Below are 24,342 nucleotides of genomic sequence, written 5' to 3' on the forward strand. Positions count from 1 at the left end.
AGTATACTGGCATATGATTAAACATATTAAAGATATATATAGGATTATGATATGTATGTAAGAATAAAATAATTTAAAAATGAAAAACTAAGACTAAAACAACATTTAGGAGGAACATCATGCAATTAAGAAGAGCAGCAGAGATAATGAACTCAAAGCAAAAGGAAAATATCGTAGTATATTATCAAAATGAGCCAGTAAATATAGTTAGTCTTAATAGTAATATAGGAACTGCATATGTTAAATCAATAAATAATAATAGAGGTTTTGATATTTTAATAGAAGAGCTAAGTGAGAAAAAACAACAATAGAGAAAATTAATAGATTACATAATAATCTATATGCTTAACATACAATCATAAAAAGATGCTTAAAATAATTATTTTAAGCATCTTTTTAATTTAATCAAATATATCTAAAACTAGCTCGTTAGACAACTGTTGTAAAATCTTAACACCAGCAACACTATTACCCATAGCATCAAGTGAAGGTCCAAATACACCTATTCCCATTTTATTAGGTACAGTAGCAAGTATACCACCGCCAACACCAGATTTAGCAGGTATTCCAATATGTACTGCAAAATCACCAGATTCATCATAAAGGCCACAAGTAACCATTATAGACTTAACAATAGTACAAATATCTCTAGGTATAATCATTTCGCCAGTAAAAGGACTGACTCCTTTGTTAGCTAAAATAGCCCCAATCCTTGCCAAATCCATAGCAGTAACAGAAATAGAACATTGTCTAAAATAACAGTCTAAAACATCTTCAACATTATCAATTAGGCCATGCCCCTTCATGTAATAAGCTAAAGACCTATTTATATCACCAGTTCTTTTTTCAGATAAATAAATATATTCAATTACATGAATATTAGGATTGTTAGTTAACTTTCTAGTAAATTCTAATATTCTATTGGTTTTCTCATTACTATTTTTACCCATTATAAGTGAATTAACAATAATAGCACCTGCATTTATAAATGGATTAGATGGATAAGGCTTATTATTTATTTTCATATTAAGAATAGAATTAAAAGCAAAACCACTAGGCTCAACCCCTATTTTTCTAAAAACATACTGTGGTGAATTATCCATCATAGCCATTATAAGAGCTATGACCTTAGAAGTACTTTCTATTGCAAAAGATTTATTATAATCTCCAGCAAAGTATTCCTTACAATTGCAATCTCTCAAATCTACAATAGCTACACCAAGCTGGTTTTCATCAACTTCAGCAAGTGCTGGTATATAGGTAGCTACATGACCATTTTTTATGTATTTTTTGTTTTCATTAACTATTTTGTTTAGTAAATCAAACATAAAAATCGCTTCCTTTTTTATAAAATTTGTTATTAGTAGTGTACTTACCCTAAAGCACATCAAAAAAACATATCTAAAAATTCAAAAAATATTATAAAAATTAACTATTAACAAATTTAGAATCTATACAATCAAATCATTACTTAACTTTATATATAAAGTTAAAAATAAATAGAATAGGGTTAGTAAAAAAGCATATATACTCTATAAGAACTAAAAATAGAAGAAAGAAAAAGGGGGAGATCATGAAGGGTTTAATAAACAAATGGAATAAAATAAGTTTGGTAAAAAGAATATTAATAGGACTGATAATAGGAATAATACTTGCACTTACAGCTAAAGACATAGCAAGTCCAATAGTGATTTTTGGTTCTTTATTCGTAGGGGCATTAAAAGCGGTAGCACCAATTCTTGTATTTTTCTTAGTAATGTCAGCGATATCTAGCCATGAAAAAGGTCAGCAAACAAATATGAAATCAATTTTAGTACTTTATTTGTTAGGAACATTTTTAGCTGGATTAACAGCAGTAGTGGGAAGTTTTATATTTCCAACAACATTAACATTAGTAGAGGGAGCTAAAGATGTTGTACCACCAGAAGGTATAGTAGAAGTATTAAAATCATTACTAATGAATGTGGTTGATAATCCAGTAAGTGCACTTTTAAATGCAAATTATATAGGTATATTATCATGGTCATTAATGCTAGGATTAGCTTTAAAAAATGCCTCAAGTTCAACAAAATTAGTAATATCAAATGTATCAGATGCTCTATCAACGGTTGTAAGGTGGATAATAAATTTTGCACCACTTGGTATAATGGGATTGGTATTTAATTCTATAGCAACACAAGGAATAGAATCACTTCTTAGTTATGGACATTTGATAGTAGTATTAATAGGATGTATGGCATTTATAGCATTAGTAGTAAATCCTATAATAGCTTATGTATACATGAGAGAAAATCCATATCCTTTAGTGTTTAAATGTTTGAAAAATAGTGGAATAACCGCATTTTTCACAAGAAGTTCAGCTGCAAATATACCAGTAAACATGAAGCTATGTGAAGAATTAAATTTAAATAAAGACACATACTCAGTATCAATACCACTAGGAGCAACTATAAATATGGCAGGAGCTGCTATAACAATATCAGTATTAACATTAGCAGCAGTCAATACTTTAGGAATAGAAGTAGATATGGGTATGGCATTATTGCTTAGTTTAATGTCAGCAGTAAGTGCTTGTGGAGCATCTGGAGTAGCAGGAGGGTCACTACTTTTAATACCTCTAGCTTGTAGCTTATTTGGTATATCAAACGATATAGCAATGCAAGTAGTAGGAGTAGGATTTATAGTAGGGGTTATACAAGATTCTTGTGAAACAGCACTAAATTCTTCTACGGATGTGCTTTTTACAGCTGTGGCAGAATATGCTAAAAATAGAAAAGAGAAAAAAGGAGCATAAAAATAAAACTTAAATGAGCGTAATTTATATATTTAAAATGTATTTATACTAAATTAGATAGAAAATAAAAAAGAGGATACTTATCCTCTTTTTTATTTAAATAAATTAAAGTATGTTTTAGATTACATAAACTAACTAGCAAAATGTATAACAGGTTTATTAATATATGTAAAAGACTTTAAAGTATCTGAATCTAAATTTTCTTTGAACATATCAATAGCAGTTATTTGACTGTTGTTGTAAGTAGTATAGTAATAAACTCCAGTATCCTAGCACATACAAGCTTTATATAAAGTTATATCATTTATTGTTAAATTATTATATAAATTTTATAAACAAATAATTAAACTTAAAAATACAAAAATAAGAAAACAAAAAAGTGCTTAATTTAAGCACTTTTTTTGTATGAGTAATATTTTTAAGATTTATTTATTATTTTTCTTTTAAGATTTCTTCTATAGAAGATACACATCTACCACATCCAGTAGCTGCACCAGTAGCATTTTTAATATCTTCTACTGTTTTAGCGCCTTCTTCTATAGCTTTTTTTATATCTAAATATTTAACTTGTTTACAAAAACATACTGTTTTATTTTCCATTTTAAATTCTCCTTTAAACTTTAATATATTCTTACAATTGTAGATACCCAAGGAAAAGGTGTTCAATCATAAAAATTAAAATATTATGTCTTAAAAAGTTATTGCATCTATGTTTATATAATTAGCATATGTTATTTATTTTAAAGTATGAAACTTCTAATAAGACATCTAAATTATAATCTATACAAAAGAAAATAAAGTACAGAAAAGATTTTTAAGTAAACAGTTGTATAATATTTTTTAAATTGTTAAAAATAATCTTAGTTTAAAATATAAAAAGAAGGATGAGTATATATGAAAAAAATAAGTTGTAGTGTAACAAACTGTGCTCATAATTGTCAAGATACTTGTTATGCTAATCGTGTAAATATAGGTGGACAAGGAGCAAAAAATACAGAAGAAACATGTTGTGGTTCTTTCTTAGACAAAAGACATTACTCAACGTTAATAAATAATGCAAGTGAAGGTAAAAATTCAAGTAATGCTTGTGATTGTTTAATATGCAATGTAGCTACATGTACATATAACAGTAACAAATTATGCAATGCAGATGTAGTACAAGTAAGTGGAGAAAATGTAAACTTATATATGGAAACAAAATGTTCTACATTCAAGCAAAAATAAGGAGGAAAATATGAGTGAAAATATAATATGTCTATGCAAAGGCATAAGTGAGGAAGCAATAGTAAAAGCTATAAAAGAAGGAGCAACAAGTATAGAAGCTGTAAAAGAAAAGACTGAAGCAACAACTGGTCCATGTAAAGGCAGCAGATGTATTTCTAAAATTGAGGAATTAATAGAAAAACATAAATAAAGAAAAAAATCTTAGAATTACTAAAATACTCCATATATTTTTATATTAAAAAATATATGGAGTATTTTTATACTAAAAAATATAAGTTAAAGGTAGTATATATTTTATTTATGTGCGCATACAAGCTTATAGTAGATTATTAAAAAATAAAGTATAATATATATGATTATTAGTTAAGGATTTGTAAAAATGAATGTAATAAAATATGATGAGACAATCCAAGGTTGGTAAACTCTATTGTATGTGCGATAGACATACTAGGATTTTCACAAATGATAGTGAATTCCTCTAAAAATGGATATGGGAATAATCTACCAACAGAAATAAACTACCTTATAAATAAAAATAAACAATGTATAATACCTAATAAATACAGTAAAGGTAAAATAAAAATATTTACGGATAACATGGTAGTGGCCTATCCTATAAAAGGGGATGGAGAAAAAGAACTAGATGAAATATTAGAAAATGTAGCAGAGTATCAGTTTAAACTATCCTTAGAAGGACTTTTCGTTCGTGGTGGTATAAGCATGGGGGACTTTTATATAAATGAAGATATAGTTTTTGGACCAGCGCTATTGGATGCCCACAACACAGAAAGTAAGATTGCTTGTTACCCAAGGATTATATTAGATAACAATACCGTATCAAAAGTACAAACTTATATGAACCATTATGATGTAGCACCTCAGAAAAATAAAATACTTATAGATAATGATGGAAATTGGTTTTTAAATTACTTAAATACTATATTTAATATTATACAGAGTGTAGTAATGAATATGAATTTGAGAGAGTTCAATATGAATTATTACTTAGACATAAAAAGAAAATAGAAGAACAATTATTTATAAATAGAGAAAACATGAGAGTATGGGACAAGTATATATGGACTGCAAATTATCATAATTATTTCTGTAGTATACATTTTCCTAAAGAAAAAGAATTAGAAATATCTAGAAAAGATTTACTTTCGTGGCCAAGGCAAATATCTAATCAAGATACATAAGAAAAAAGCTGTCTAAAAGAAGTTAAAATACTTTTAGACAGCTTTTTATATACAAAGAAGATAATACTCACAATTGAATTTAATATAGATATTTTGATTAATTTCAAAAATGAAAATATTTTTCTAAAATATAAATAATAGACTGAGAAAAATAATAAAAAAGGAAAAAAACTTGCAGAAATAAAAATGATATGATAAAATTTGAACATAAAAAACGATTGCGAAGAGGGGAAGATGATGTTTACACAAATAAAAGGAAAACTTATAGTATCGTGCCAAGCTTTAGAAAATGAACCATTACATAGTTCATTTGTAATGGGAAAGATGGCAAAAGCAGCTAAAGAAGGTGGAGCAGTAGCTATAAGAGCACAAGGCGTGGAAGATATATTAGAAATAAAAAAAACAACTAATTTACCAGTAATAGGAATTATAAAAAGAAATTATAGTGATTCAGAAATATATATAACACCTACCAAAAAAGAAGTAGAAGAACTTTCAAAGACAAAATGTGAAATGATAGCAATAGATGCTACTGATAGAGTTAGACCAAATGGTGAAACTTTAAAAGATTTAATAGATTATATACATAGCTTTGGTATTTTAGTAATGGCAGATATATCAACATATGAAGAAGCCTTAAATGCTCAAAATCTAGGGTGTGATTGTATATCGACAACATTATGTGGATATACTTCTTACTCAGAAAAGCATGAAGGTCCAAATTTAGAGCTTATAAAAAAATTATCAAATGAATTATATATACCAGTTATAGCAGAAGGAAGAATAAATACACCAAAGGATTTAAAGGATGTATATGAAAATGGGGCATTTTCAGCAGTAGTAGGTTCAGCTATAACTAGACCACAACTTATAACAGCAAAGTTTGTAAATGCTATAAAGTAAAATCATATAAAGGGGAGACAAATATGTTTAAATACTTACAAAAAGTAGGAAAGTCATTTATGCTACCTATAGCAATATTACCAGCAGCAGGTTTACTTTTAGGAATAGGAGGAGCATTATCAAATCCAAATACTATAAATGCTTATCCATTTTTAAATATACCGTGGCTACAAGCAATATTTACTATAATGTCATCAGCAGGAGACGCTGTATTTGGAAATTTAGCATTAATATTAGGAGTAGGATTAGCAGTAGGGTTAGCTAAAAAAGATAAGGGAACAGCGGCATTAGCGGCGTTGGTAGGATACGTTATAATGAATGCATCTATAAAAGCAATGCTTGGAATATTTACACCAGATGCACCAGCAATAGATACTGGAGTTATAGGTTCAATTGCAATAGCATCAGTTGCAGTATGGCTACATAATAGATACAATAACATACAATTACCAGCAGTACTTGGTTTCTTTGGTGGTTCAAGATTTGTTCCAATAGCAACTGCATTTGCATCAATATTTGTAGGAGCGATATTCTTTATAGTATGGCCAACATTCCAAGGTTGGTTAGTAGTATTAGGTGAGAAGATAGCAGTACTTGGGCCAGTAGGAACATTTTTTTATGGGTTCTTAATGAGAATTTGTGGAGCAGTAGGACTTCATCACATGATATATCCAATGTTTTGGATGACAGAGCTTGGAGGAGTAGCAACAGTAGCAGGAAAGCAAGTAGTAGGAGCTCAAAATATATTCTTTGCACAATTAGCAGATCCAAATCATGTAGGGTTATTTACAGAAGGAACAAGATTCTTTGCAGGTAGATTCGCAACAATGATGTTTGGGTTACCAGCAGCATGTTTAGCAATGTATCACTGTGTACCTAAAGAAAAAAGAAATTTAGTAGGTGGATTATTCTTAGGAGCAGCTTTAACTTCATTTGTAACAGGTATAACTGAGCCAATAGAGTTTATGTTCTTATTTATATCACCACTTTTATATGTTTTCCATGCAGTACTAGATGGTATATCTTTCTTTGTGGCAGACATATTAAACATATCAATAGGTAATACTTTCTCTGGCGGTATAATAGATTTCACATTATTTGGGGTATTACAAGGAAATGACAAAACAAATTGGATGTTAGTAATACCAGTAGGATTATTATGGTTTGCAATATATTATGTGTCTTTTAGATTCTTCATAACAAAGTTTAATATACCAACGCCAGGAAGAGGAGACGATGAAGTTGAAGAAGTTAAAGTAACTGATAAAGATTCTTTAAAGGACGATGCAGTTGTTATAATAGAAGCATTAGGTGGAGCAGAAAATATAGAAGAAGTTGATGCATGTATAACAAGACTTAGAGTATCGGTTAAAGATGTCAATAAAGTAGATAAAGCTAAAATTAAAAAAATAGGAGCAATAGATGTATTAGAAGTTGGTGGAGGAATACAAGCAGTATTTGGAGCCAAAGCAGTTTTATATAAAAATATAATAAATGATATATTAGGAACTAATGAATAATTTATATAGTTTCTAAATACTTAAAAGGTGTATAATATTTTATACACCTTTTAATATTAAAAATAATTAAAGGAAGTTAAAGAATTATTATAAAAAGGGCTGGTTAAATGAGTATAATAAATAAATTAGATGATAAAAATTTAAAATTTACTAAATCAGAAAGACAAATAATAGATTACATAAAAAATGATATGGAAAACTTTTCATATAAATCTATATCAGAAATAGCTAAAGATAATAATATTGGAGAAGCTACTATAACTAGATTTGCTAAGAAGATAGGGTTTAGTGGATTTCAAGACTTTAAGGTAACCTTAGCACAAGAAGTTACGAATATCCAGAACAAGCATATAATAGATAGCAGTATAGATAATAAGGAACATGCAAGAGAAACTGCTAAAAAGCTTTTACATAACAACATATATGTTTTAGAAAATACAGCACAAATAATAAACTATGAAGATATTCATAAGTGCTCAAAACTAATAAGAAAAGCAAATAAAGTGTATTTCGTTGGAGTTGGATATTCTGGAATAATAGCACAAGATATTAACTATAAATTTATGAGGATAGGGATAAATTGTAATTACTTTAGTGATAGTCATACTATATTAATGATGTCTTCTTTAATGAAAAAAGGAGATATAATAGTTTGTGTATCTCATACAGGAGAGACAGAAGATATAGTAAGTTCAGTAGAAATGGCAAAGAAAAATGAAGCTACTGTAATTTCAGTAACTAATGATAAAGATTCTAAGGTTAGGAGCTTATCAGACATATGTTTATCGTATATTTCAAATGAAGGAGTATTTGAAAGTGGTTCAATGTATTCAAAACTTGCTCAGATGTTTGTATTGGATATTATATATACACAAGTAGTCAAAGATATGGGTGGCATAGCACACGACAATAAATTAAAGACAACAGAAGCTATAAAAGGCAAATATACAATATACAGGTAAATGTGCTAATGTAAATTAGGGCAAGAATTTTCTTGGCCTTTTTTAATATTATAAAATTAATTAATAATACTTTCAAAGAAAACTAATTTTAAAAATTAATTTTCTTTAAAAGTATAAAAGATTATTTTTAAAGATAATACTAAATATGATATAATAAAATTTACGTAAAAACAGGAATTCTAAAAGGATGGTGTAGTACATGAAATGGACTGAAATAACAATAAAAACTTCAACAGAAGCAGTTGAAGCTATAACTAATATATTATACGAACACAATGTAGGAGGAGTATCTATAGAAGATCCTAAAGACTTCAAATTCCAAAAGAAAAATGAATTTGATTGGGATTTCGTTGAAGAAGAAATATTTAATAGTGGATACGACGGAGTAATAATAAAAACATACATAACAGAAGAAAGAGATGTAAGTGAAGATATTAAATCTATAAAAGAAAGAATAGATGGATTAAAAGAGTTCGGTATAGATGTAGGAGAAGCAATAGTTGAATTATCATACGTTGATGAAGAAGACTGGGCTAATGAATGGAAAAACTACTACAAGCCAACTAAAATAGGAGAAAAAATAGTAGTAAAACCAACTTGGGAAGAATATGAAGCTGGTGATGAAGACCTTATAATAGAGCTAGATCCAGGTATGGCATTTGGGACAGGAACTCACGAAACTACAAGCATGTGTATAAGAGAATTAGAAAAATACGTTAAGCCTGAAAGTAAAGTATTTGATATCGGATGTGGAAGTGGGATACTTGCAATAGCGGCTGCAAAGCTTGGAGCTAGAGATGTACTAGCAGTTGACTTAGACGAAGTAGCAGTTAAAGTATCTAAAGAAAATATAGAACTTAACAATGTATCTAAAAGTGTTAAAGCACTTTACGGTAATTTAATGGAAGTTGTAACTGATAAAGCTGATATAGTAGTTGCAAACATAATAGCAGATATAATAAAATTATTAGCTAAAGATATCAAAAACTTTATGAAAGATGATGCAGTATTTATATCTTCAGGAATAATACATGCAAAGGTTGATGAAGTTAAAGAAGCACTAGTTTCAAATGGATTAGAAATAGTACATGTAGAATCTTTAGGTGAGTGGAATGCTATAGTATCTAAAATAGCTAAGTAGGTGAAATTATGGATAGATTTTTTGTAGAAAAGAAAAACATAAACCTAGAAAATAACACTTGCATAATAGAAGGTGAAGACGTAAAACATATATCAAAAGTTTTAAGATGTAGAGTTGGAGAATGCCTAGAAATATGTGACAATGACAATAATGAGTATATAGCAGAGATTTCGGGTATATCTAAAGAAGAAGTAACTCTAGATATAGTAGAAACTATAGATATAAAAAGAGAATCAGACCTTAAAGTAAGGCTATACCAAGGGTTACCAAAAGGTCCTAAGATGGAAATGATACTTCAAAAGTTAACAGAAGTTGGAGTGGATGAAATAATCTTAGTACAAACTAAAAGAAGTGTAGCCAAAGTTGATGATAAAAAAGAAGACAAAAAAATAGAGCGTTGGGAAAGGATAATATACGAAGCTGCAAAGCAAAGTAAAAGAGGAAAAATACCAACACTTAGAGGCGTTTTAAGTTTCGAAGAAGCATTAGCTGATATGAAAAATAATGACTTTAATATAGTTCCTTATGAAAATGAAAGAACGAAGTCTATAAAACAAGCTATAAAAGATATAGATATAAATAATATAGGAATATTTGTAGGCCCAGAAGGTGGATTTGCAGAAGAAGAAATTAAACAAATAGAAGATATAAATGGTCAATCGGTATCTCTTGGACCTAGAATACTAAGAACTGAAACGGCATCAGTAGTAGCATCTTCTATAGTTTTATATGAATTAAGTGACTTAGGAGGACAAGCATAAGTGAAAAAAGTAGCATTTTACACATTAGGTTGTAAAGTAAATCAATACGAAACAGAAGCTATGCTTGAAATGTTCAAAAAAGATGGATATGTTCAAGTTGAAAGCGAAGACTATGCAGATGTTTATGTTATAAACACTTGTACAGTAACACATATGAGTGATAGAAAATCACGTCAATATATAAGAAGAATGAAAAAGAAAAATCCAGACGCAATAATAGCAGTTGTTGGTTGCTATTCTCAAGTATCACCAGAAGAAATACTTGAGATAGAAGAAGTAAACTTAGTAATGGGTACTAACGAAAGAAGACAAATAGTTGAAGAAATTAAAAAACTAGATGCATCTCAAAAAGCTAGTACAGTAGATGATATAATGAAGGTAAGAGCCTTTGAAGAAATAGAAATAAATCAAACAAACGGAAAAACTAGAGCATTTATGAAAATACAAGATGGATGCGATAGATTTTGTTCCTACTGTATAATACCTTATGCTAGAGGTGGAAAAGTAAGAAGTAGAGATTTAGAAAGTATAGTAAATGAAGCTAACAAATTAGCAGATAAAGGATACAAAGAAATAGTTCTAACAGGTATACATGTTGCATCTTATGGAAAAGATGTAACAGATGCTAATATGAATTTATTAACTGTTATAAAAGCAATAGATGAAATAGAAAACATAGAAAGAATAAGATTAAGTTCAGTTGAACCAGTATTATTCACAGAAGAGTTTGTTGAAGAAGTTTCTAAAATGGACAAAGTGTGTCCTCACTATCATTTATCATTACAAAGTGGATGTGACGAAACACTAAAGAGAATGAATAGAAGATATACAACTAAAGAATACAAAGAAATAGTTGATAGATTAAGAGCACATATACCTGATGTTGCAATAACAACAGATATTATAGTAGGTTTCCCAGGGGAAACTAATGCAGAATTTAGTGTAACAAATAAATTCTTAGAAGAAATAGAACTTTCACAAATGCATGTATTTAAATATTCACCAAGAAAAGGGACACCAGCTGCAACTATGGAAAATCAAATAGATCCTCAAATGAAGCAGTTAAGAAGTGATAAGCTTATAGCTTTAGGTCATACAAACTTTAAAAAGTTTGCATCAAAATATGAAGGTAAAGAAGTAGAAGTACTATTTGAACATAGAATGAAGGATAATAAATTTGAAGGATTAACAACTAATTATATAAGAGTTATAGTTGATAGTGAAAAAGATATACAAGGTCAAATACTTAAAGTTAAGATAACTAAGGTTAATGATGAATTTGTAGAAGGAATTTTAGTATAATATGTAGAAATATAAAATGACTTAAAAGAAATTATGGCTATTTATAAAAACTGTCATAATTTCTTTTAGTACATTTAATTAAATACAGTATATATTAAAAAAATTGCGTAATACGCGTTTAAAGGTTTGTTTAAGGCATTTTAAATAATAGTAGGTAAAATAATTATATACAAATAGATTAAGTAGCCTAAAAAGTTAAATAATAAACAAAAAGGAGAAATATTATGAGTTGCATATTCTGTAAAATAATAGATGGAGAAATACCATGTTCTAAAGTTTATGAAGATGATAAAGTATTAGCATTTAATGACATAAATCCAGTAGCACCTATACATATATTAGTAATACCAAAAGAACATTTTGATAGTTTAATAGATATATCTGAGGAACAAATGGACATAATGGCGCATATACATAAGGTGATAAACAAAATAGCTAAAGAACAAGGCTTTGATAAAGATGGTTTCAGAGTTATAAACAACTGTGGCGTAAATGGAGGTCAAGAAGTAAAACATCTTCATTATCATATACTAGGTGGCCAAAAATTACCGATGTATGAAGCTATGAATAAGTAAGAAAAATTTAAAAAATTCTTCTTAAATAAAATACTTGAAAAAAAAATAAAAGTAGTTTATAATAAACAAAGTGTGAGGTTATAATACATATAAATGTTATAATCTTTGTTATAGACACAGCAGAATTCGCACTATCGGAGGGAGGGAAAATGAAATGTCAGAAGTAAGAGTAAGAGAAAACGAAACATTAGACAGCGCGTTAAGAAGATTCAAGCGTTCATGTGCAATGTCTGGCATCATGTCTGAAGTTAGAAAAAGAGAGCACTATGATAAGCCAAGCGTTAGACGTAAGAAGAAGGCAGAAGCTGCTAGAAGAAAAAACGCTAAGAAATAGTTAAAAAAGAAATAAAGAGGTGAGGGTAATGTCCCTTAAACAAAAGTTACAAGAAGATTTAAAGTCTTCTATGAAAAATAAAGATACAGTAAGAAAATCTGTGGTAACTTTAATAAGAGCTTCTATAAAGCAATTCGAGGTTGACAATAGAGTTGAGCTTGATGATGAAGGCATTATAGATATAATAGCTAAGCAGTTAAAACAGCGTAGAGATGGTTTAGCTGAGTTTAAAAAAGCTGGAAGAGAAGACTTAGTAAGTGAAGCAGAGGCTGAAATCGAAGTTTTAAAAGAGTACCTACCTCAACAGTTAAGCGAAGAAGAGCTAAACACAATTATAAAAGAAACTATATCTGAAGTAGGAGCTACTTCTATGAAGGATATGGGAAAAATTATGTCAGTTGTTAGACCTAAAGTTAAGGGAAGAGCTGATGGAAAACTAATAAACGAGTTAGTGAAAGCTAACTTACAATAGATAGAAAAACCTAGAGACTAGTCTCTAGGTTTTTTAATGTGCTTATTTAATTTTTTTAAGTCATCACCGGAAAATATAGTTAATATAAAGTCGGCAATAATTTCACCTATATCCAATAGAATATCCATATAAAATCCTCCTTTAAAATATTATATAAAAAAATAGATATAGAGTTTCTAAAAGCGAGTTTAAATAAAAATCATACCATATTAATATAAAAAAATAAGACTTACTTAAATTATAGCCATTGAAAAACAATATATCCATATAAATAAAGATAAAGACTAATGAAATATATATAATGTTCTGCTACAATCTTAAGATATATATATAATCGAAGGATTTTAAAATCATTAATATATGGCGTGTATTAAATTTTTAATTAAGGGGGATATTATGCTACCAATATTAGTAACTAAAAGGTGTATTTTAAAAGAGGTGTGTTTAGAAAATGCAAAAGATATGTATGAATACGCAAAAGAAGAGAAAGTAGTAAGGTATATGACATTTCCAAAACATGAAAGTTTAGAAAATACTAAAAATTTAATAGAAAGCTTTTTTATAGAAAGGTATAAACAAGGAATATCTTATGATTATGGTATAACATACAAAGAAAATAACAAATTTATAGGAACATCAGGGTTTTGTAGAATAGAAAATAAAGTAGCAACACTAGGATATTGTCTAAACCCAGACTATTGGAATAAAGGCATAATGACTGAAGTTGTAACAAGGCTAATAAAATTTGGATTTGATGATTTAAAATTAGAAAAAATAGAAGCACAATTTTATGACGGAAATATAAAATCAGGTAATGTAATGAAAAAATGTGGTATGAAATATTTAGGAAGTGAAGAAAGAGAAATAAAGCTACAAGGTAAAATGGTTATGGGAAAAATCCATAGATGTGAGATAACTAAAGAATATTATTATAAGGGCTAGAAATTTTTCTAGTCCTTATTTGAATTTTAAATTTAAACTATAAAATTTAATATTTCATCGTATAGCTCTTTTGCGTCATTATAACCTTCTTCATACAATGCTGTAAGTTTATTAACATCTTTTTCAACTTGACTAACTTTAACAGGTTTTTTAGGTCTAATAACAAGGACATCTCCCTTTTTAGATAATTCATCTACTAAATCAAGGCTTTTATTATAATTAATATGTCTATTTTCAATAGCACTAACAAGATTAGGATAAGCTTTATATCTTCTTTTTACAATTGAAGTAAATTTTTGTTTATTTTTTTTGTAAGTATAATCTCTAGTAAGTACTACTATATTTTTTCTATATCCTTGATTTATAGCGTATTCAATAGGAATTGAATCAGATACTCCACCATCAACCAACTTATAATTGTCTACCTCAACTATATTTGCAAACATAGGTATAGAACAAGAGGCTTGAAGATAAATAATATCTTTTCTTAAATCACTTAAAGTAAAATACTCTGGTTTTCCAGTTTCACAGTTAGTAGCAACAGCTATAAATTTAGTAGTAGATTTATTAAAAGCATCGTAATCGTAAACATTTAACTCATTAGGTATTTTGTTAAACATAAAGTCCATACCAAATATAGAACCTGTTTTAATTAAATTACGAAAGCTTAAGTAATTTTTATCATTTACATAATCTACAGTAGCATGATAAGCTCTTTTATATTGTTTTGATAAATAAGAAGAAGCATGGCAACTTCCAGCAGAAACTCCAACAACCATATCAACTCCTATATTCTTTTCTATGAAAAAATCTAATACGCCAGCAGTATAAATTCCTCTCATACCACCACCTTCTAATATTAATCCTATTTTATTCATAATTATCCTTTCTATATTTTAAATTTACATAATATAAAATACTTCATTTACTTTGCAACTATTATAGTATAAGGAGTTTATATTGTCTAGTTATTTAAATTTATATTAAATATAATAATATTTATTTATCAGATAAAATTAAAAATACTTGAAAAATGTATTTACTAAATAGAAAACACTTTGTAGTAGATGTTTTTTAAGTATGAAACTATGGGTATAATATAAATATTATAAAAGTTTAAGGAGTATAAAATGCTTAAGAATATAATTAAAAAGTATAAAGAAAACAAAGATAACAAAAATAAAGTAGTTTGTAGTTGCTTTGAAGTAACTAAAGCTGATATACAAAATGCGGTAAATGAAGGGATAACATCTATAAATGAAGTAAGGAAAAAAACAAAAGCTGGTATGGGATGTGGAAGATGTAACGCTTCTATTGAAAGAGTTGTATACAAAGCTATAAAATCTAAAAACGAAAGTAAAGATAAATCTAATTAAGATTTGTATATCCTTTTGCTTGTATTTATATTATATTAAAAATGGAATAAATTATGAATTAAAATATAAAATTTAAATACTTTCCATATAATATGGTAAAATAGTCATAGCAATAACAACTGGAGGATAATATGAAAAAACTAACAACATTAATAACAATATTTATATCTATTTTTGTTTTGACAGGTTGTGTAAATACAGACATAACATTAGATATAGACAAAAAGGGAAATATAAGTGCATCGGCACAAATATTAAGTAGTGATTACCTAATGAAAGGTATAGATGAAGCCAAATTAAAAGAATCATATTCTAATGTAGAAAAAATAACAGAACCAGGAAAAACAGGTTATAAAATAACAGAAAACATAGGAAATATCAAAGATATAAAAATTGATAACAACAAGGATTTAAGCAAATACGCTGATTTAATAAAAATAAATCAAGAAGATAAATTTTTATATAATATATATGATGTTAACATAATGCTAAAAGATTATATGCAAAAAAATATGAGTAGTGAAGAAGTAGGTATGTTAGGTCTACTTGGTTCTGGTTTTGATTTGAATTTCCACTTAAATACACCTTTAGAATTGATAGAATCAAATGCAACATCTAACTCAGAAAAAGATGGTATACATACATATAATTGGGATTTTAACTTAGGAAAAGTAGAGAATATATATGCTAAAGTTAAAATACCTAATATAAAAAATATAGCTATATTAGTAGTTGGTATTATAGCTTTAATAGGTATCATTGTATTTATAATAAAAAAAAGAAAAAAGAATAATACAAATAAAAGCCAGTTCTAATTAGAATTGGCTTTTATTTATATTAAGAAATTATAAGTTACCTATTTTGTTGATAATCTATAATTAAAAACTATAAAATTTGAGAAAGAGATATACTGCTTATGAAATTATATATATGATTTTTTATATTGACATACCGAAAATAAACTTGTCATAAAAAAGAGAACTTGTACATACTTATAAATAAGAAAACAATGAAAAGAGGGGGATAACTTTGATTATATCCGTAAAAGAAGTTATAAATTTTTTTATAAGTGTCCTCATACCACTAGTAGTAGGATATGCTAGTAGTATGATATCTCAAATAATAGCAGGAACAAATACAGCAGCCAACTATGCAAGTTTAATAAAACCAGACTTTGCACCACCCAGCTTTATATTTCCAATGGCATGGACAATTCTATACATATTAATGGGAATATCAGCTTATTTAATATTAAAAAAAGGTTATGAATCTACTAAAGTAAAAGATGCAATGTTTTACTATTGGTTACAACTTGGACTTAATTTTTTATGGAGCATATTATTTTTTGGATTTGATTTAAGACTAACAGCATTAATAGTGCTTGTAATAATATTGTTAATTGTAATAGTTATGACATATAAATTCTTTAAAATAAATAAAAAAGCAACTTATATAAATATACCGTATATTCTATGGATTATGTATGCTTTATATTTAAATTATTTTATATGGATAATAAATAAATAGAACAAGCAACAATATATAACATACTACATATACTTAATTAATCATAATTAAAAACCTTATAATATAAAACATTAGTAGAAGCCAATGATTAAATTAAGGGAGACTATAAAGTGAAAAATAAAATACAATTTTATTAGACTTTAAGGAGAGGATTTGATTGAAACGTAGTATATGTAGTAGAAATGTAGAATTAAGGGATGGTATAAAAGAGTATATTAATTCAAAATTTGATAAGTTAAAAAGCTCTTTAGAAGATGGATGTGTCAAAGTTATTATAGAAAAAGATGAAAGCATGTATAACATTGAGGTTTTAATGAGTGAAGATAATGTAAATATTGGAAAAGTGGAAAGTATAAATGAAGACTTGTACTCTGCAATAGATGCTGCCTTTGAAAAAGTATATAGCAAGCTAATAAGGTATAAATCAAAATTGAAATTTAGTACAGACCCATTAATAATAAAAGACTCAGAAGAAGTTGAAGAAGATGATGAAATAATAATAAAAAGAAGAAAAAAATTCAATCTAAAACCTATGAGCATAGAAGAGGCAGTACTTCAGATGGAACTTTTAGGACATAATTTTTTTATATTTAGAAATCAAGATAATTATGAAATAAATGTTGTATATAAAAGGAAAAATGGTGGGTATGGATTAATAGAGCATGAATAAAGATATGTAGCTTATAAAAAATACTGAGATTTTTCTCAGTATTTTTTATATTTTATTCTCTAGAAGAAGCAACTCATATACTAGAGAATTAAGAGTATTTATATTTATATATAAACTTTTATTAAGATTATTATGTTTATAATCATATTTAAATGTATAACTTTCAATTATATTATCATATTGATAAGTTTTTATATAGTTTTTATCATAGTATAAATCATTATAAGAATTACTTAATTTATTTTTCAAAAATTCATCAACTATTTTTTGGTAAAAATCTTTGCTTTGAATAGGAAGAATTTTTAAATTAAAATATGGTCGCTGATAGATATAAAATATTTTATTATCTTTTTTAGAAATTCTTATTTTGTAAATTTTATTTTTAGTCTTAAAAAAATACTGATAAAACTTAAGTGCATCATTATTATCGAAAAATATATCAAAATCTTCATCGATTATAGATTCTTCACAAATAGAATCATCAAATATAGCATTTATAGTTTTTATACAAATAAAACGTAAATATTCATCGGAAGTAGTATCTAAAGTATCATCTTTTGTTTTTTCGCATATATTTAATATGCGTGAGTCACTTGGTAAATTATAAGAATTTCTTAAGTTAATTTTAGATTTAGGTTTAATTAATGGATATAAAGATTGCATAGATGAAATTAAATTAAAATAACTATTATTAAGAGATGTAAGTATATTTTTCGAATAATTACTTATCGCATATTTTTTTAAACGTTTTAAATCAGAAAGTATATTAAAGCTAAGTATAAGTATAGAATTTAAATCTACCTCATTTATGGATAATGAATTGGTTGTTCTGATAAATTCATTATCTAGAGAATTATGATATATATTTTTATAAAGTTGAGAGAGTAGCTTCGTATTCCTACTATTTTCCTCTTTTATAGAAGTTAACGTATCAATCGAATAAGAATAATCTATGAGATAGCTTAAATATATATCTAGGTAAATGCAATTTTGTATGATTTTTGCAAAAATATTTTTCATTTAATCACCTCTTTTTTAATAACATAAATATATAGATATTTTATTCAAATAGATATTATAAGTTTACACGCTGACTTTATTTAAATAAAAAAATAATCATATTAGTATGGAGTTATTAGGCTTAAATTCCATAAAAGAAAAATAAGTAAAAAATTAAGGAGGAATAGTATGATAGATATTTCAGAAGAATTGTTAGTAAATAAACCAACAGTTACTATAATTTCAAATACCTTCGTAAGTATAGAAAATTATATATCTATAATCACCTATGAATCAGATTTAATAAAAATAAAAACTAGAGAAAAAACAATAAAAATATGCGGAAGTGATCTTTCACTTAAATATATACAAGAAGAAGAAATAGGTGTAAAAGGAGTTATATACACAGTAGAATATATAGATTAGGGGGAAATACGTATGATAAGCTATATAAGGGGATATTATGTTATAAGTGTAGAGGGAGTGGAGATAGAAAAGTTTATAAACCTTTTAATAAGAAGTAATGTAAAAGTTTATAATGTAAAAAGAATAAGTAAGACTAAAATAGAATTTTGTGTAAATAGAGAAGATATGAAGGATTTAAAAAGAGCTTATAGGGGAAATAATTTTGATATAAAGGTAAAGCAAAAAACAGGTGTACCATTTATACTTAAGAGAATCTATAAATTAAAGGGAATGTGGATTTGTGCTATAATATCGTTGTTTTTACTTATTATGACATCTCAATTTGTAACAGATATATACATAAAGGTTCCAGAAGGGATAAACAAAGATGATGTACGAAAAGAGCTATATAATGCAGGACTAAAGCCTGGAGTTTATAAAAAGAATATTGATAGAAAAGAAATAAGAGACCATATAATGTTAGAATTTAATGATATAGCATACATATCTATAAATGTTAAAGGTACAAATATATTTGTAACTGTAACGAAAAAAGCAGAAACTCTAAAATCTACTAAAGATTCAAATTATTGTAATATAATTGCTAGTAAAAATGGTATAATAGAAAAGGTAATACCAAGAAGTGGAAACCCAAGTGTAAATCCTGGAGATATAGTAAAAAAGGGAGATGTGTTAGTAAGTGGCGCAAATACAAAGTCTCTCCCTGAAATATGGGCAACAACTTTTTATGAAGTTAAAAAAACTGATAGCTATGAAGATACTATAAAAGAAAAAACAGGAAATAAAAAAAGAGTATATACCATAAGTTTCTATGATAAAAAATATACATTAAGGAGAAATATAAAGTATAAGGATTATATTATAGAAAACAAAACACATAAATTATCTATAGGAGATTATACTTTTCCTATAAAAATTGAAGTAAGTACTTTCTATGAAGCTAAGAATAAAAAGATAAGCAAGAATAAAGAAGAATTGAAAAAAGAAATATCAGAAAGGGCTCAAAAAGAAATAGAATATATTATACCTCCATCAGCTAGAATCATAAAAGTAGACCATGATTATAAAGTAAATAAAAATAATATGTTAGAATATGTGTTAACAGTACAAACAACTGAGAATATTGCGCATACTTACGCACTTAGCAAGTCAGAAGCAGAGGAATATATAAAAGAAAGTGAAAAAAATGAGTCAGAGGAAGAAATTCCTAAAAATCCTGATAAAAGACCGATTAATGATATAAGAAATGAATTTGAAGATAAAGATAAAGAAGAAAATGACAAAAGCAAAGAAAAAGATAAAAATTCAAATACAAACTAAGGAGGACGTAAATTGATAGTACAAAAGAAATTTATAGTATCAGAAGAGAAGTTTGAAAGAGAATTATTTGGTAACTTTGATGAAAATATTAAATTGATAGAGGATGCTTTAAATATAGATGTAATATTAAGAGAAGGCAATATAGTTTTAATGGGTGAAGAAAAATATGTAGAAAAAGCCTTAAGACTAATGGATGAACTACATTCAACAGTACAAAATGGAAAACATTTAGACAAGCAAAGTATATCTTATTCTTTATCTCTTTTATTTGAAGGTAGTGAAGAAAAGATAAAAGACCTAGAAGAAACTATAGTATTAACTAAAAAAGGTAATCCTGTTAGGCCAAAAACTCTTGGTCAAAAAACATATATAGATTTAATAAAGAAAAATGATATAACTTTTGGAATAGGGCCAGCTGGAACAGGTAAAACATATCTAGCAGTAGCAATGGCTGTTAAAGCTTTTAAAAAGGATGAAGTAAGTAGAATAATACTTACAAGACCAGCGGTAGAAGCAGGCGAAAGTTTAGGTTTTTTACCAGGGGATTTAAAAGATAAAGTAGATCCATATTTAAGACCATTATATGATGCATTATTTGATATGCTAGGTCCTGAAAAGTTTAGCAAATATTTAGAAAGAGGAACTATAGAAGTAGCACCTTTAGCATTTATGAGAGGTAGAACATTAGATAATGCCTTTATAATACTAGATGAAGCTCAAAACACTACTCCAGAACAAATGAAGATGTTTTTAACAAGACTAGGATATGGCTCTAAAGCAGTAGTAAATGGTGACTTAACTCAAACAGACTTGCCTAGAAAAAGTAAAAGTGGATTACTTCATGCTATAAAAGTACTAGATAAAGTAGAAGGAATAGGAAGTATAAGATTAACAGACAAAGACGTAGTAAGACATGAATTAGTTCAAAGAATAATAAGAGCTTATGATAGATTTGACAATAAGGAATTAGATAAGAAAGAAAGCAAAAAAGATAAAAAAAAGTAAAAGAAAATAACTAAGGAAGAAGTGAATAAAATGGAATTAATAATGGATAATAGACAAGATAAAATGGACATAAGTGAAGAATTAATAGAGAAAATAAAAGATATCATATTAGAATGTTTGGACTATGAAGGATATGACGATGATTATGAAGTTAGTTTATCTTTTGTAGACAACAAAGAAATACATGAGTTAAACAAGCAATTTAGAGGGATTGATAGACCAACAGATGTGTTATCTTTTCCAATGATAAGTGAAGATGATTTTGATATAGAATTAGAAGAAAAATCACTAGGTGATATAGTAGTATCTTTAGAAAGAGCTTTTGAACAAAGTATAGAATACAATCATAGCTTTGAAAGAGAAGTATGTTTTTTAGTATGTCATAGCATGTTCCATCTTTTAGGATATGATCATGATACTGACGAAAATACAAAAGAAATGAGACAAAAGGAAGAGCATATACTAAATAAGTTAAGTATAACAAGGGAGTAAGTTTATGAAGGGGACAAAAAAACGTCAGGGGATAGTTAAGGCATTTAATGTAGCTATAGAAGGTATATTATATACATTTAAGTCAGAAAGAAATATGAAAATACATTATTGTGTTGCTGTAATAGTACTCGTAGCTAGTATGTTTTTTAAGCCTTCTAGAATGGAGATGATAGCTTTAATTATGGCTATAAGCTTAGTTGTAATATCAGAAATGTTTAATACGGCTATTGAAAAAGCTATAGACATGGTAACAGAAGAACATCATCCATTAGCTAAAATATCAAAAGACGTAGCAGCTGGAGGAGTATTAATAGCTACTTTAAATTCAGTTGTAGTAGGCTATTTAGTGTTTTATGATAAAATATCAAAACCGGCTGAAAACTTGATAAACTCTATAAGAAGGTCAGAACTTCATATAACTTTAATATGTATAGTAGTAGTTTTAATAGCAGTTGTAGTAGTAAAAACCTTGACAAATACAGGAACACCACTAAAAGGTGGAATGCCAAGCGGACATTCAGCATTAGCATTTGCAATGGCTACAATGATAACTATGATGACAGGTGGACTTATACAATCCACGCTATCATATTTAATGGCGTTTTTAGTTGCACAAAGTAGAATTGAAGGAAAGATACATACATTTTGGGAAACAGTAGCAGGATCAATATTAGGAGTTTTAGTGGGGTTAGCAGTATATCAAATAGGATGGTTTTATTAAATATATAAGAGTCTTCTTTTAATCTTTTTAGGGAGGCTCTTTTTATATTTCATTTTAACTACCTATATTATGAGTAAGTTATGTATATTGATTATATTAATAGATATATTGAATTAAAAAGCAGAAATTAGGCAGATACAAAAATATATTGTAAATAATATAAAATATATATTAAAGTACTCAAATTAAGAGTATTTTATTAAAAAATAAGTCTTAAATTATCAATTTTGTGTTATAATGTAAGGTACTAAATAAATATATTAAATATAAAATACGGAAATAAGAATATTTATTATATATATTTTATAATATAGACTTATAAGATATATCAGGAGGCATATATTATGAATAATAAAGAATTATTAAAAATAGCAGAAGAAGCGAGAAAACATTCTTATTCTCCATATTCAAAGTTTAGAGTTGGAGCAGCTCTTTTAACTAAAGATGGAAAAGTATTCACAGGATGTAATGTAGAGTGTGCATCTTTTGGAGCTACTAACTGTGCTGAGAGAACAGCAATATTTAAAGCTATATCAGAAGGACATAGAGATATAGAAGCAATAGCAGTAGCTAGTGATAACTCTGAAAAAAATGAATCAACATACCCATGTGCAATATGCAGACAGGTTATAATAGAATTTGGGTTAGATATAAGAATAATAACAGGTTATTCTGAAGGAACTATAAAGGAAACAACTATAAAAGAGTTAGTTCCTCACTATTTCTCAGGAATAGACTTTGTAGATAATCATAAATAAAACAAAAGAAAAGACAGGAGACATTTATATGTTTAAATCAGGATTTGTTAGTATAGTAGGGAGACCAAATGTTGGTAAGTCTACTTTAATGAATAATGTGGTTGGAGAAAAAATAGCTATAATGAGTGATAAACCTCAAACTACAAGAAATACAATACAAGCAGTATATACGGATGAAGAAGCTCAAATAGTTTTCTTAGATACGCCAGGTATACATAAACCTAAAAATAAATTAGGAGAATTCATGGTTAAATCAGCAACTGATGCATTTAAAAATGTTGATTTAGTATTATTTGTTGTGGATGATTCTAAAAAGATAGGACCTGGAGACAGAAAAATAATAGAAGAATTAAGAAATGTAAAGAGACCAGTTATATTAGTATTAAACAAAATAGATCAATTACAAGAAGATGAACTATTTGAATTAATGGAAATGTATCACAAAGAAAATGTGTTTAAAGGAATAGTGCCAATATCAGCACTTAAGGGAAGAAACATAAAAGAGCTTATAAAAGTAATAAAAACTTACTTAGAAGAAGGACCAAAGTACTTCCCAGACTACATGATAACTGATCAACCAGAAAGAGTGTTAGTAGCTGAACTTATAAGAGAAAAAGTATTACACTATGTTCATGATGAAGTTCCTCATGGAGTTGCAGTTGAAATAGAAAAAATGAAATCAAGAAAAGATAAAGAAATTGTTGATATATCAGCTGTTATCTATTGTGAAAGAGAATCTCATAAGGGTATAATAATAGGTAAGAATGGAAGAAAATTAAAAGGTATAGGGAAATCAGCAAGAGAAGATATGGAACTATTATTAGGTTCTAAGGCAAATCTTCAATTATGGGTAAAGGTAAAAGAAAACTGGAGAAACTTACAAAATTATGTGAGTAACTTTGGATATACTGATAAATAA

Annotated in this window: 32 protein-coding genes; 27 read left to right on the forward strand and 5 right to left on the reverse strand. The window is 27.3% G+C overall.

Going from position 1 to position 24,342, the window contains the following annotated elements:
• The first annotated feature begins 119 nt into the window (after positions 1–119).
• A complete protein-coding gene (locus tag I1959_RS00770) occupies positions 120–311 on the forward strand; it encodes a small, acid-soluble spore protein, H family (RefSeq protein ID WP_166504945.1) in 192 nt (63 codons plus the stop codon).
• A gap of 90 nt (positions 312–401) precedes the next feature.
• On the opposite strand, the gene glsA is transcribed toward I1959_RS00770, so the two are convergent.
• The gene (gene glsA / locus I1959_RS00775) at positions 402–1,328 is read right to left on the reverse strand and encodes a glutaminase A (protein WP_195236841.1); all 927 of its coding nucleotides are present in this window, start codon (positions 1,326–1,328) and stop codon (positions 402–404) included.
• Positions 1,329–1,573: 245 nt separating this feature from the next.
• On the opposite strand from glsA, the gene sstT reads away from it, so the two are divergent.
• Positions 1,574–2,794, forward strand: coding sequence for a serine/threonine transporter SstT (gene sstT / locus I1959_RS00780; RefSeq protein WP_092927080.1), 1,221 nt, complete (start codon positions 1,574–1,576; stop codon positions 2,792–2,794).
• Between the two features lie 131 nt (positions 2,795–2,925).
• Here sstT and I1959_RS15855 read toward each other — a convergent pair whose 3' ends face one another.
• Together I1959_RS15855 and I1959_RS00790 are read right to left on the reverse strand one after the other, a co-directional pair.
• On the reverse strand, positions 2,926–3,021 hold the full coding sequence (locus tag I1959_RS15855; RefSeq protein ID WP_416389773.1) for a hypothetical protein: 96 nt from the start codon (positions 3,019–3,021) through the stop codon (positions 2,926–2,928).
• A gap of 205 nt (positions 3,022–3,226) precedes the next feature.
• Positions 3,227–3,394: a (2Fe-2S)-binding protein gene (locus I1959_RS00790; RefSeq protein WP_092927076.1), complete on the reverse strand. Its 168-nt coding sequence runs from the start codon at positions 3,392–3,394 to the stop codon at positions 3,227–3,229.
• A gap of 294 nt (positions 3,395–3,688) precedes the next feature.
• On the opposite strand from I1959_RS00790, the gene I1959_RS00795 reads away from it, so the two are divergent.
• From I1959_RS00795 to I1959_RS00855, 14 genes are all read left to right on the forward strand, one after another.
• Entirely contained in the window at positions 3,689–4,018 is a 330-nt protein-coding gene (locus I1959_RS00795) for a DUF1540 domain-containing protein (RefSeq protein WP_195236842.1), read from the forward strand.
• A gap of 10 nt (positions 4,019–4,028) precedes the next feature.
• Positions 4,029–4,208 carry a (2Fe-2S)-binding protein gene (locus tag I1959_RS00800; protein WP_166504947.1) on the forward strand — a complete coding sequence of 60 codons (180 nt, stop codon included), beginning with the start codon at positions 4,029–4,031 and terminating at the stop codon, positions 4,206–4,208.
• Between the two features lie 272 nt (positions 4,209–4,480).
• Positions 4,481–5,044 (forward strand): hypothetical protein, encoded by a 564-nt coding sequence (locus I1959_RS00805; protein WP_243239960.1) that lies wholly within the window; start codon positions 4,481–4,483, stop codon positions 5,042–5,044.
• Between the two features lie 29 nt (positions 5,045–5,073).
• Complete coding sequence (locus I1959_RS15370; RefSeq protein ID WP_243239961.1) at positions 5,074–5,217, forward strand: hypothetical protein; 144 nt, start codon at positions 5,074–5,076, stop codon at positions 5,215–5,217.
• Between the two features lie 237 nt (positions 5,218–5,454).
• Positions 5,455–6,120 carry an N-acetylmannosamine-6-phosphate 2-epimerase gene (locus I1959_RS00810; protein ID WP_092927070.1) on the forward strand — a complete coding sequence of 222 codons (666 nt, stop codon included), beginning with the start codon at positions 5,455–5,457 and terminating at the stop codon, positions 6,118–6,120.
• A gap of 23 nt (positions 6,121–6,143) precedes the next feature.
• A complete protein-coding gene (locus tag I1959_RS00815; protein WP_092927068.1) occupies positions 6,144–7,640 on the forward strand; it encodes a PTS transporter subunit EIIC in 1,497 nt (498 codons plus the stop codon).
• Positions 7,641–7,747: 107 nt separating this feature from the next.
• A complete protein-coding gene (locus tag I1959_RS00820; protein WP_195236843.1) occupies positions 7,748–8,602 on the forward strand; it encodes a MurR/RpiR family transcriptional regulator in 855 nt (284 codons plus the stop codon).
• A gap of 199 nt (positions 8,603–8,801) precedes the next feature.
• Positions 8,802–9,743 carry a 50S ribosomal protein L11 methyltransferase gene (gene prmA, locus I1959_RS00825; protein WP_195236844.1) on the forward strand — a complete coding sequence of 314 codons (942 nt, stop codon included), beginning with the start codon at positions 8,802–8,804 and terminating at the stop codon, positions 9,741–9,743.
• An 8-nt stretch (positions 9,744–9,751) separates the two neighbouring features.
• A complete protein-coding gene (locus I1959_RS00830; RefSeq protein WP_092927062.1) occupies positions 9,752–10,504 on the forward strand; it encodes an RsmE family RNA methyltransferase in 753 nt (250 codons plus the stop codon).
• Positions 10,505–11,806 (forward strand): tRNA (N(6)-L-threonylcarbamoyladenosine(37)-C(2))-methylthiotransferase MtaB, encoded by a 1,302-nt coding sequence (gene mtaB / locus I1959_RS00835; RefSeq protein ID WP_092927060.1) that lies wholly within the window; start codon positions 10,505–10,507, stop codon positions 11,804–11,806.
• Positions 11,807–12,030: 224 nt separating this feature from the next.
• Positions 12,031–12,381 (forward strand): histidine triad nucleotide-binding protein, encoded by a 351-nt coding sequence (locus I1959_RS00840; RefSeq protein ID WP_092927058.1) that lies wholly within the window; start codon positions 12,031–12,033, stop codon positions 12,379–12,381.
• Positions 12,382–12,535: 154 nt separating this feature from the next.
• Positions 12,536–12,715 carry a 30S ribosomal protein S21 gene (rpsU, locus tag I1959_RS00845; RefSeq protein ID WP_021125460.1) on the forward strand — a complete coding sequence of 60 codons (180 nt, stop codon included), beginning with the start codon at positions 12,536–12,538 and terminating at the stop codon, positions 12,713–12,715.
• 28 nt (positions 12,716–12,743) lie between these two features.
• Positions 12,744–13,187, forward strand: a complete 444-nt coding sequence (locus I1959_RS00850) for a GatB/YqeY domain-containing protein (RefSeq protein ID WP_092927056.1) — start codon at positions 12,744–12,746, stop codon at positions 13,185–13,187.
• A gap of 396 nt (positions 13,188–13,583) precedes the next feature.
• Entirely contained in the window at positions 13,584–14,129 is a 546-nt protein-coding gene (locus I1959_RS00855) for a GNAT family N-acetyltransferase (protein WP_195236845.1), read from the forward strand.
• Between the two features lie 32 nt (positions 14,130–14,161).
• On the opposite strand, the gene I1959_RS00860 is transcribed toward I1959_RS00855, so the two are convergent.
• Positions 14,162–15,007, reverse strand: coding sequence for a patatin-like phospholipase family protein (locus tag I1959_RS00860; protein WP_166504952.1), 846 nt, complete (start codon positions 15,005–15,007; stop codon positions 14,162–14,164).
• Positions 15,008–15,259: 252 nt separating this feature from the next.
• Between I1959_RS00860 and I1959_RS00865 the strand changes: the two genes are divergently transcribed.
• From I1959_RS00865 to hpf, 4 genes are all read left to right on the forward strand, one after another.
• Positions 15,260–15,505: a (2Fe-2S)-binding protein gene (locus I1959_RS00865; RefSeq protein WP_092927051.1), complete on the forward strand. Its 246-nt coding sequence runs from the start codon at positions 15,260–15,262 to the stop codon at positions 15,503–15,505.
• Positions 15,506–15,636: 131 nt separating this feature from the next.
• On the forward strand, positions 15,637–16,320 hold the full coding sequence (locus I1959_RS00870; protein ID WP_195236846.1) for an LPXTG cell wall anchor domain-containing protein: 684 nt from the start codon (positions 15,637–15,639) through the stop codon (positions 16,318–16,320).
• 214 nt (positions 16,321–16,534) lie between these two features.
• Positions 16,535–17,032, forward strand: a complete 498-nt coding sequence (locus tag I1959_RS00875; protein WP_195236847.1) for a TspO/MBR family protein — start codon at positions 16,535–16,537, stop codon at positions 17,030–17,032.
• A 157-nt stretch (positions 17,033–17,189) separates the two neighbouring features.
• On the forward strand, positions 17,190–17,702 hold the full coding sequence (gene hpf / locus I1959_RS00880; protein ID WP_195236848.1) for a ribosome hibernation-promoting factor, HPF/YfiA family: 513 nt from the start codon (positions 17,190–17,192) through the stop codon (positions 17,700–17,702).
• A 45-nt stretch (positions 17,703–17,747) separates the two neighbouring features.
• Here hpf and I1959_RS00885 read toward each other — a convergent pair whose 3' ends face one another.
• The gene (locus I1959_RS00885) at positions 17,748–18,722 is read right to left on the reverse strand and encodes a hypothetical protein (protein ID WP_195236849.1); all 975 of its coding nucleotides are present in this window, start codon (positions 18,720–18,722) and stop codon (positions 17,748–17,750) included.
• A gap of 168 nt (positions 18,723–18,890) precedes the next feature.
• On the opposite strand from I1959_RS00885, the gene I1959_RS00890 reads away from it, so the two are divergent.
• From I1959_RS00890 to era, 7 genes are all read left to right on the forward strand, one after another.
• Positions 18,891–19,127 carry a YabP/YqfC family sporulation protein gene (locus I1959_RS00890; protein WP_092927041.1) on the forward strand — a complete coding sequence of 79 codons (237 nt, stop codon included), beginning with the start codon at positions 18,891–18,893 and terminating at the stop codon, positions 19,125–19,127.
• Between the two features lie 12 nt (positions 19,128–19,139).
• Positions 19,140–20,447 (forward strand): sporulation protein YqfD, encoded by a 1,308-nt coding sequence (gene yqfD, locus I1959_RS00895; RefSeq protein ID WP_092927039.1) that lies wholly within the window; start codon positions 19,140–19,142, stop codon positions 20,445–20,447.
• Positions 20,448–20,459: 12 nt separating this feature from the next.
• A complete protein-coding gene (locus I1959_RS00900) occupies positions 20,460–21,452 on the forward strand; it encodes a PhoH family protein (RefSeq protein WP_195236850.1) in 993 nt (330 codons plus the stop codon).
• Between the two features lie 30 nt (positions 21,453–21,482).
• On the forward strand, positions 21,483–21,944 hold the full coding sequence (gene ybeY, locus I1959_RS00905; protein ID WP_092927035.1) for an rRNA maturation RNase YbeY: 462 nt from the start codon (positions 21,483–21,485) through the stop codon (positions 21,942–21,944).
• A 4-nt stretch (positions 21,945–21,948) separates the two neighbouring features.
• A complete protein-coding gene (locus I1959_RS00910) occupies positions 21,949–22,665 on the forward strand; it encodes a diacylglycerol kinase (RefSeq protein ID WP_092927033.1) in 717 nt (238 codons plus the stop codon).
• 344 nt (positions 22,666–23,009) lie between these two features.
• Positions 23,010–23,423 (forward strand): cytidine deaminase, encoded by a 414-nt coding sequence (gene cdd / locus I1959_RS00915; protein WP_092927031.1) that lies wholly within the window; start codon positions 23,010–23,012, stop codon positions 23,421–23,423.
• A 28-nt stretch (positions 23,424–23,451) separates the two neighbouring features.
• A complete protein-coding gene (era, locus tag I1959_RS00920) occupies positions 23,452–24,342 on the forward strand; it encodes a GTPase Era (protein ID WP_092927029.1) in 891 nt (296 codons plus the stop codon).

The sequence above is a fragment of the Romboutsia sp. 1001285H_161024_C4 genome, assembly GCF_015550185.1.
Lineage (GTDB): Bacteria > Bacillota > Clostridia > Peptostreptococcales > Peptostreptococcaceae > Romboutsia_C > Romboutsia_C hominis.

Bases quoted from the DNA above. Each gene is read 5' to 3' on its own strand.
- glsA (WP_195236841.1), bottom strand. From the start codon at position 1,328: ATGTTTGATTTACTAAACAAAATAGTTAATGAAAACAAAAAATACATA.
- I1959_RS00810 (WP_092927070.1), top strand. From the start codon at position 5,455: ATGTTTACACAAATAAAAGGAAAACTTATAGTATCGTGCCAAGCTTTA.
- era (WP_092927029.1), top strand. From the start codon at position 23,452: ATGTTTAAATCAGGATTTGTTAGTATAGTAGGGAGACCAAATGTTGGT.
- I1959_RS00855 (WP_195236845.1), top strand. From the start codon at position 13,584: ATGCTACCAATATTAGTAACTAAAAGGTGTATTTTAAAAGAGGTGTGT.
- I1959_RS00865 (WP_092927051.1), top strand. From the start codon at position 15,260: ATGCTTAAGAATATAATTAAAAAGTATAAAGAAAACAAAGATAACAAA.
- I1959_RS00800 (WP_166504947.1), top strand. From the start codon at position 4,029: ATGAGTGAAAATATAATATGTCTATGCAAAGGCATAAGTGAGGAAGCA.
- I1959_RS00910 (WP_092927033.1), top strand. From the start codon at position 21,949: ATGAAGGGGACAAAAAAACGTCAGGGGATAGTTAAGGCATTTAATGTA.
- I1959_RS00815 (WP_092927068.1), top strand. From the start codon at position 6,144: ATGTTTAAATACTTACAAAAAGTAGGAAAGTCATTTATGCTACCTATA.
- I1959_RS00890 (WP_092927041.1), top strand. From the start codon at position 18,891: ATGATAGATATTTCAGAAGAATTGTTAGTAAATAAACCAACAGTTACT.
- I1959_RS00805 (WP_243239960.1), top strand. From the start codon at position 4,481: ATGATAGTGAATTCCTCTAAAAATGGATATGGGAATAATCTACCAACA.
- I1959_RS00885 (WP_195236849.1), bottom strand. From the start codon at position 18,722: ATGAAAAATATTTTTGCAAAAATCATACAAAATTGCATTTACCTAGAT.
- I1959_RS00830 (WP_092927062.1), top strand. From the start codon at position 9,752: ATGGATAGATTTTTTGTAGAAAAGAAAAACATAAACCTAGAAAATAAC.
- I1959_RS00840 (WP_092927058.1), top strand. From the start codon at position 12,031: ATGAGTTGCATATTCTGTAAAATAATAGATGGAGAAATACCATGTTCT.
- ybeY (WP_092927035.1), top strand. From the start codon at position 21,483: ATGGAATTAATAATGGATAATAGACAAGATAAAATGGACATAAGTGAA.
- I1959_RS15370 (WP_243239961.1), top strand. From the start codon at position 5,074: ATGAGAGTATGGGACAAGTATATATGGACTGCAAATTATCATAATTAT.
- I1959_RS00770 (WP_166504945.1), top strand. From the start codon at position 120: ATGCAATTAAGAAGAGCAGCAGAGATAATGAACTCAAAGCAAAAGGAA.
- yqfD (WP_092927039.1), top strand. From the start codon at position 19,140: ATGATAAGCTATATAAGGGGATATTATGTTATAAGTGTAGAGGGAGTG.
- I1959_RS00790 (WP_092927076.1), bottom strand. From the start codon at position 3,394: ATGGAAAATAAAACAGTATGTTTTTGTAAACAAGTTAAATATTTAGAT.
- cdd (WP_092927031.1), top strand. From the start codon at position 23,010: ATGAATAATAAAGAATTATTAAAAATAGCAGAAGAAGCGAGAAAACAT.
- rpsU (WP_021125460.1), top strand. From the start codon at position 12,536: ATGTCAGAAGTAAGAGTAAGAGAAAACGAAACATTAGACAGCGCGTTA.
- sstT (WP_092927080.1), top strand. From the start codon at position 1,574: ATGAAGGGTTTAATAAACAAATGGAATAAAATAAGTTTGGTAAAAAGA.
- I1959_RS00860 (WP_166504952.1), bottom strand. From the start codon at position 15,007: ATGAATAAAATAGGATTAATATTAGAAGGTGGTGGTATGAGAGGAATT.
- I1959_RS00870 (WP_195236846.1), top strand. From the start codon at position 15,637: ATGAAAAAACTAACAACATTAATAACAATATTTATATCTATTTTTGTT.
- I1959_RS00795 (WP_195236842.1), top strand. From the start codon at position 3,689: ATGAAAAAAATAAGTTGTAGTGTAACAAACTGTGCTCATAATTGTCAA.
- prmA (WP_195236844.1), top strand. From the start codon at position 8,802: ATGAAATGGACTGAAATAACAATAAAAACTTCAACAGAAGCAGTTGAA.
- I1959_RS00850 (WP_092927056.1), top strand. From the start codon at position 12,744: ATGTCCCTTAAACAAAAGTTACAAGAAGATTTAAAGTCTTCTATGAAA.
- I1959_RS00820 (WP_195236843.1), top strand. From the start codon at position 7,748: ATGAGTATAATAAATAAATTAGATGATAAAAATTTAAAATTTACTAAA.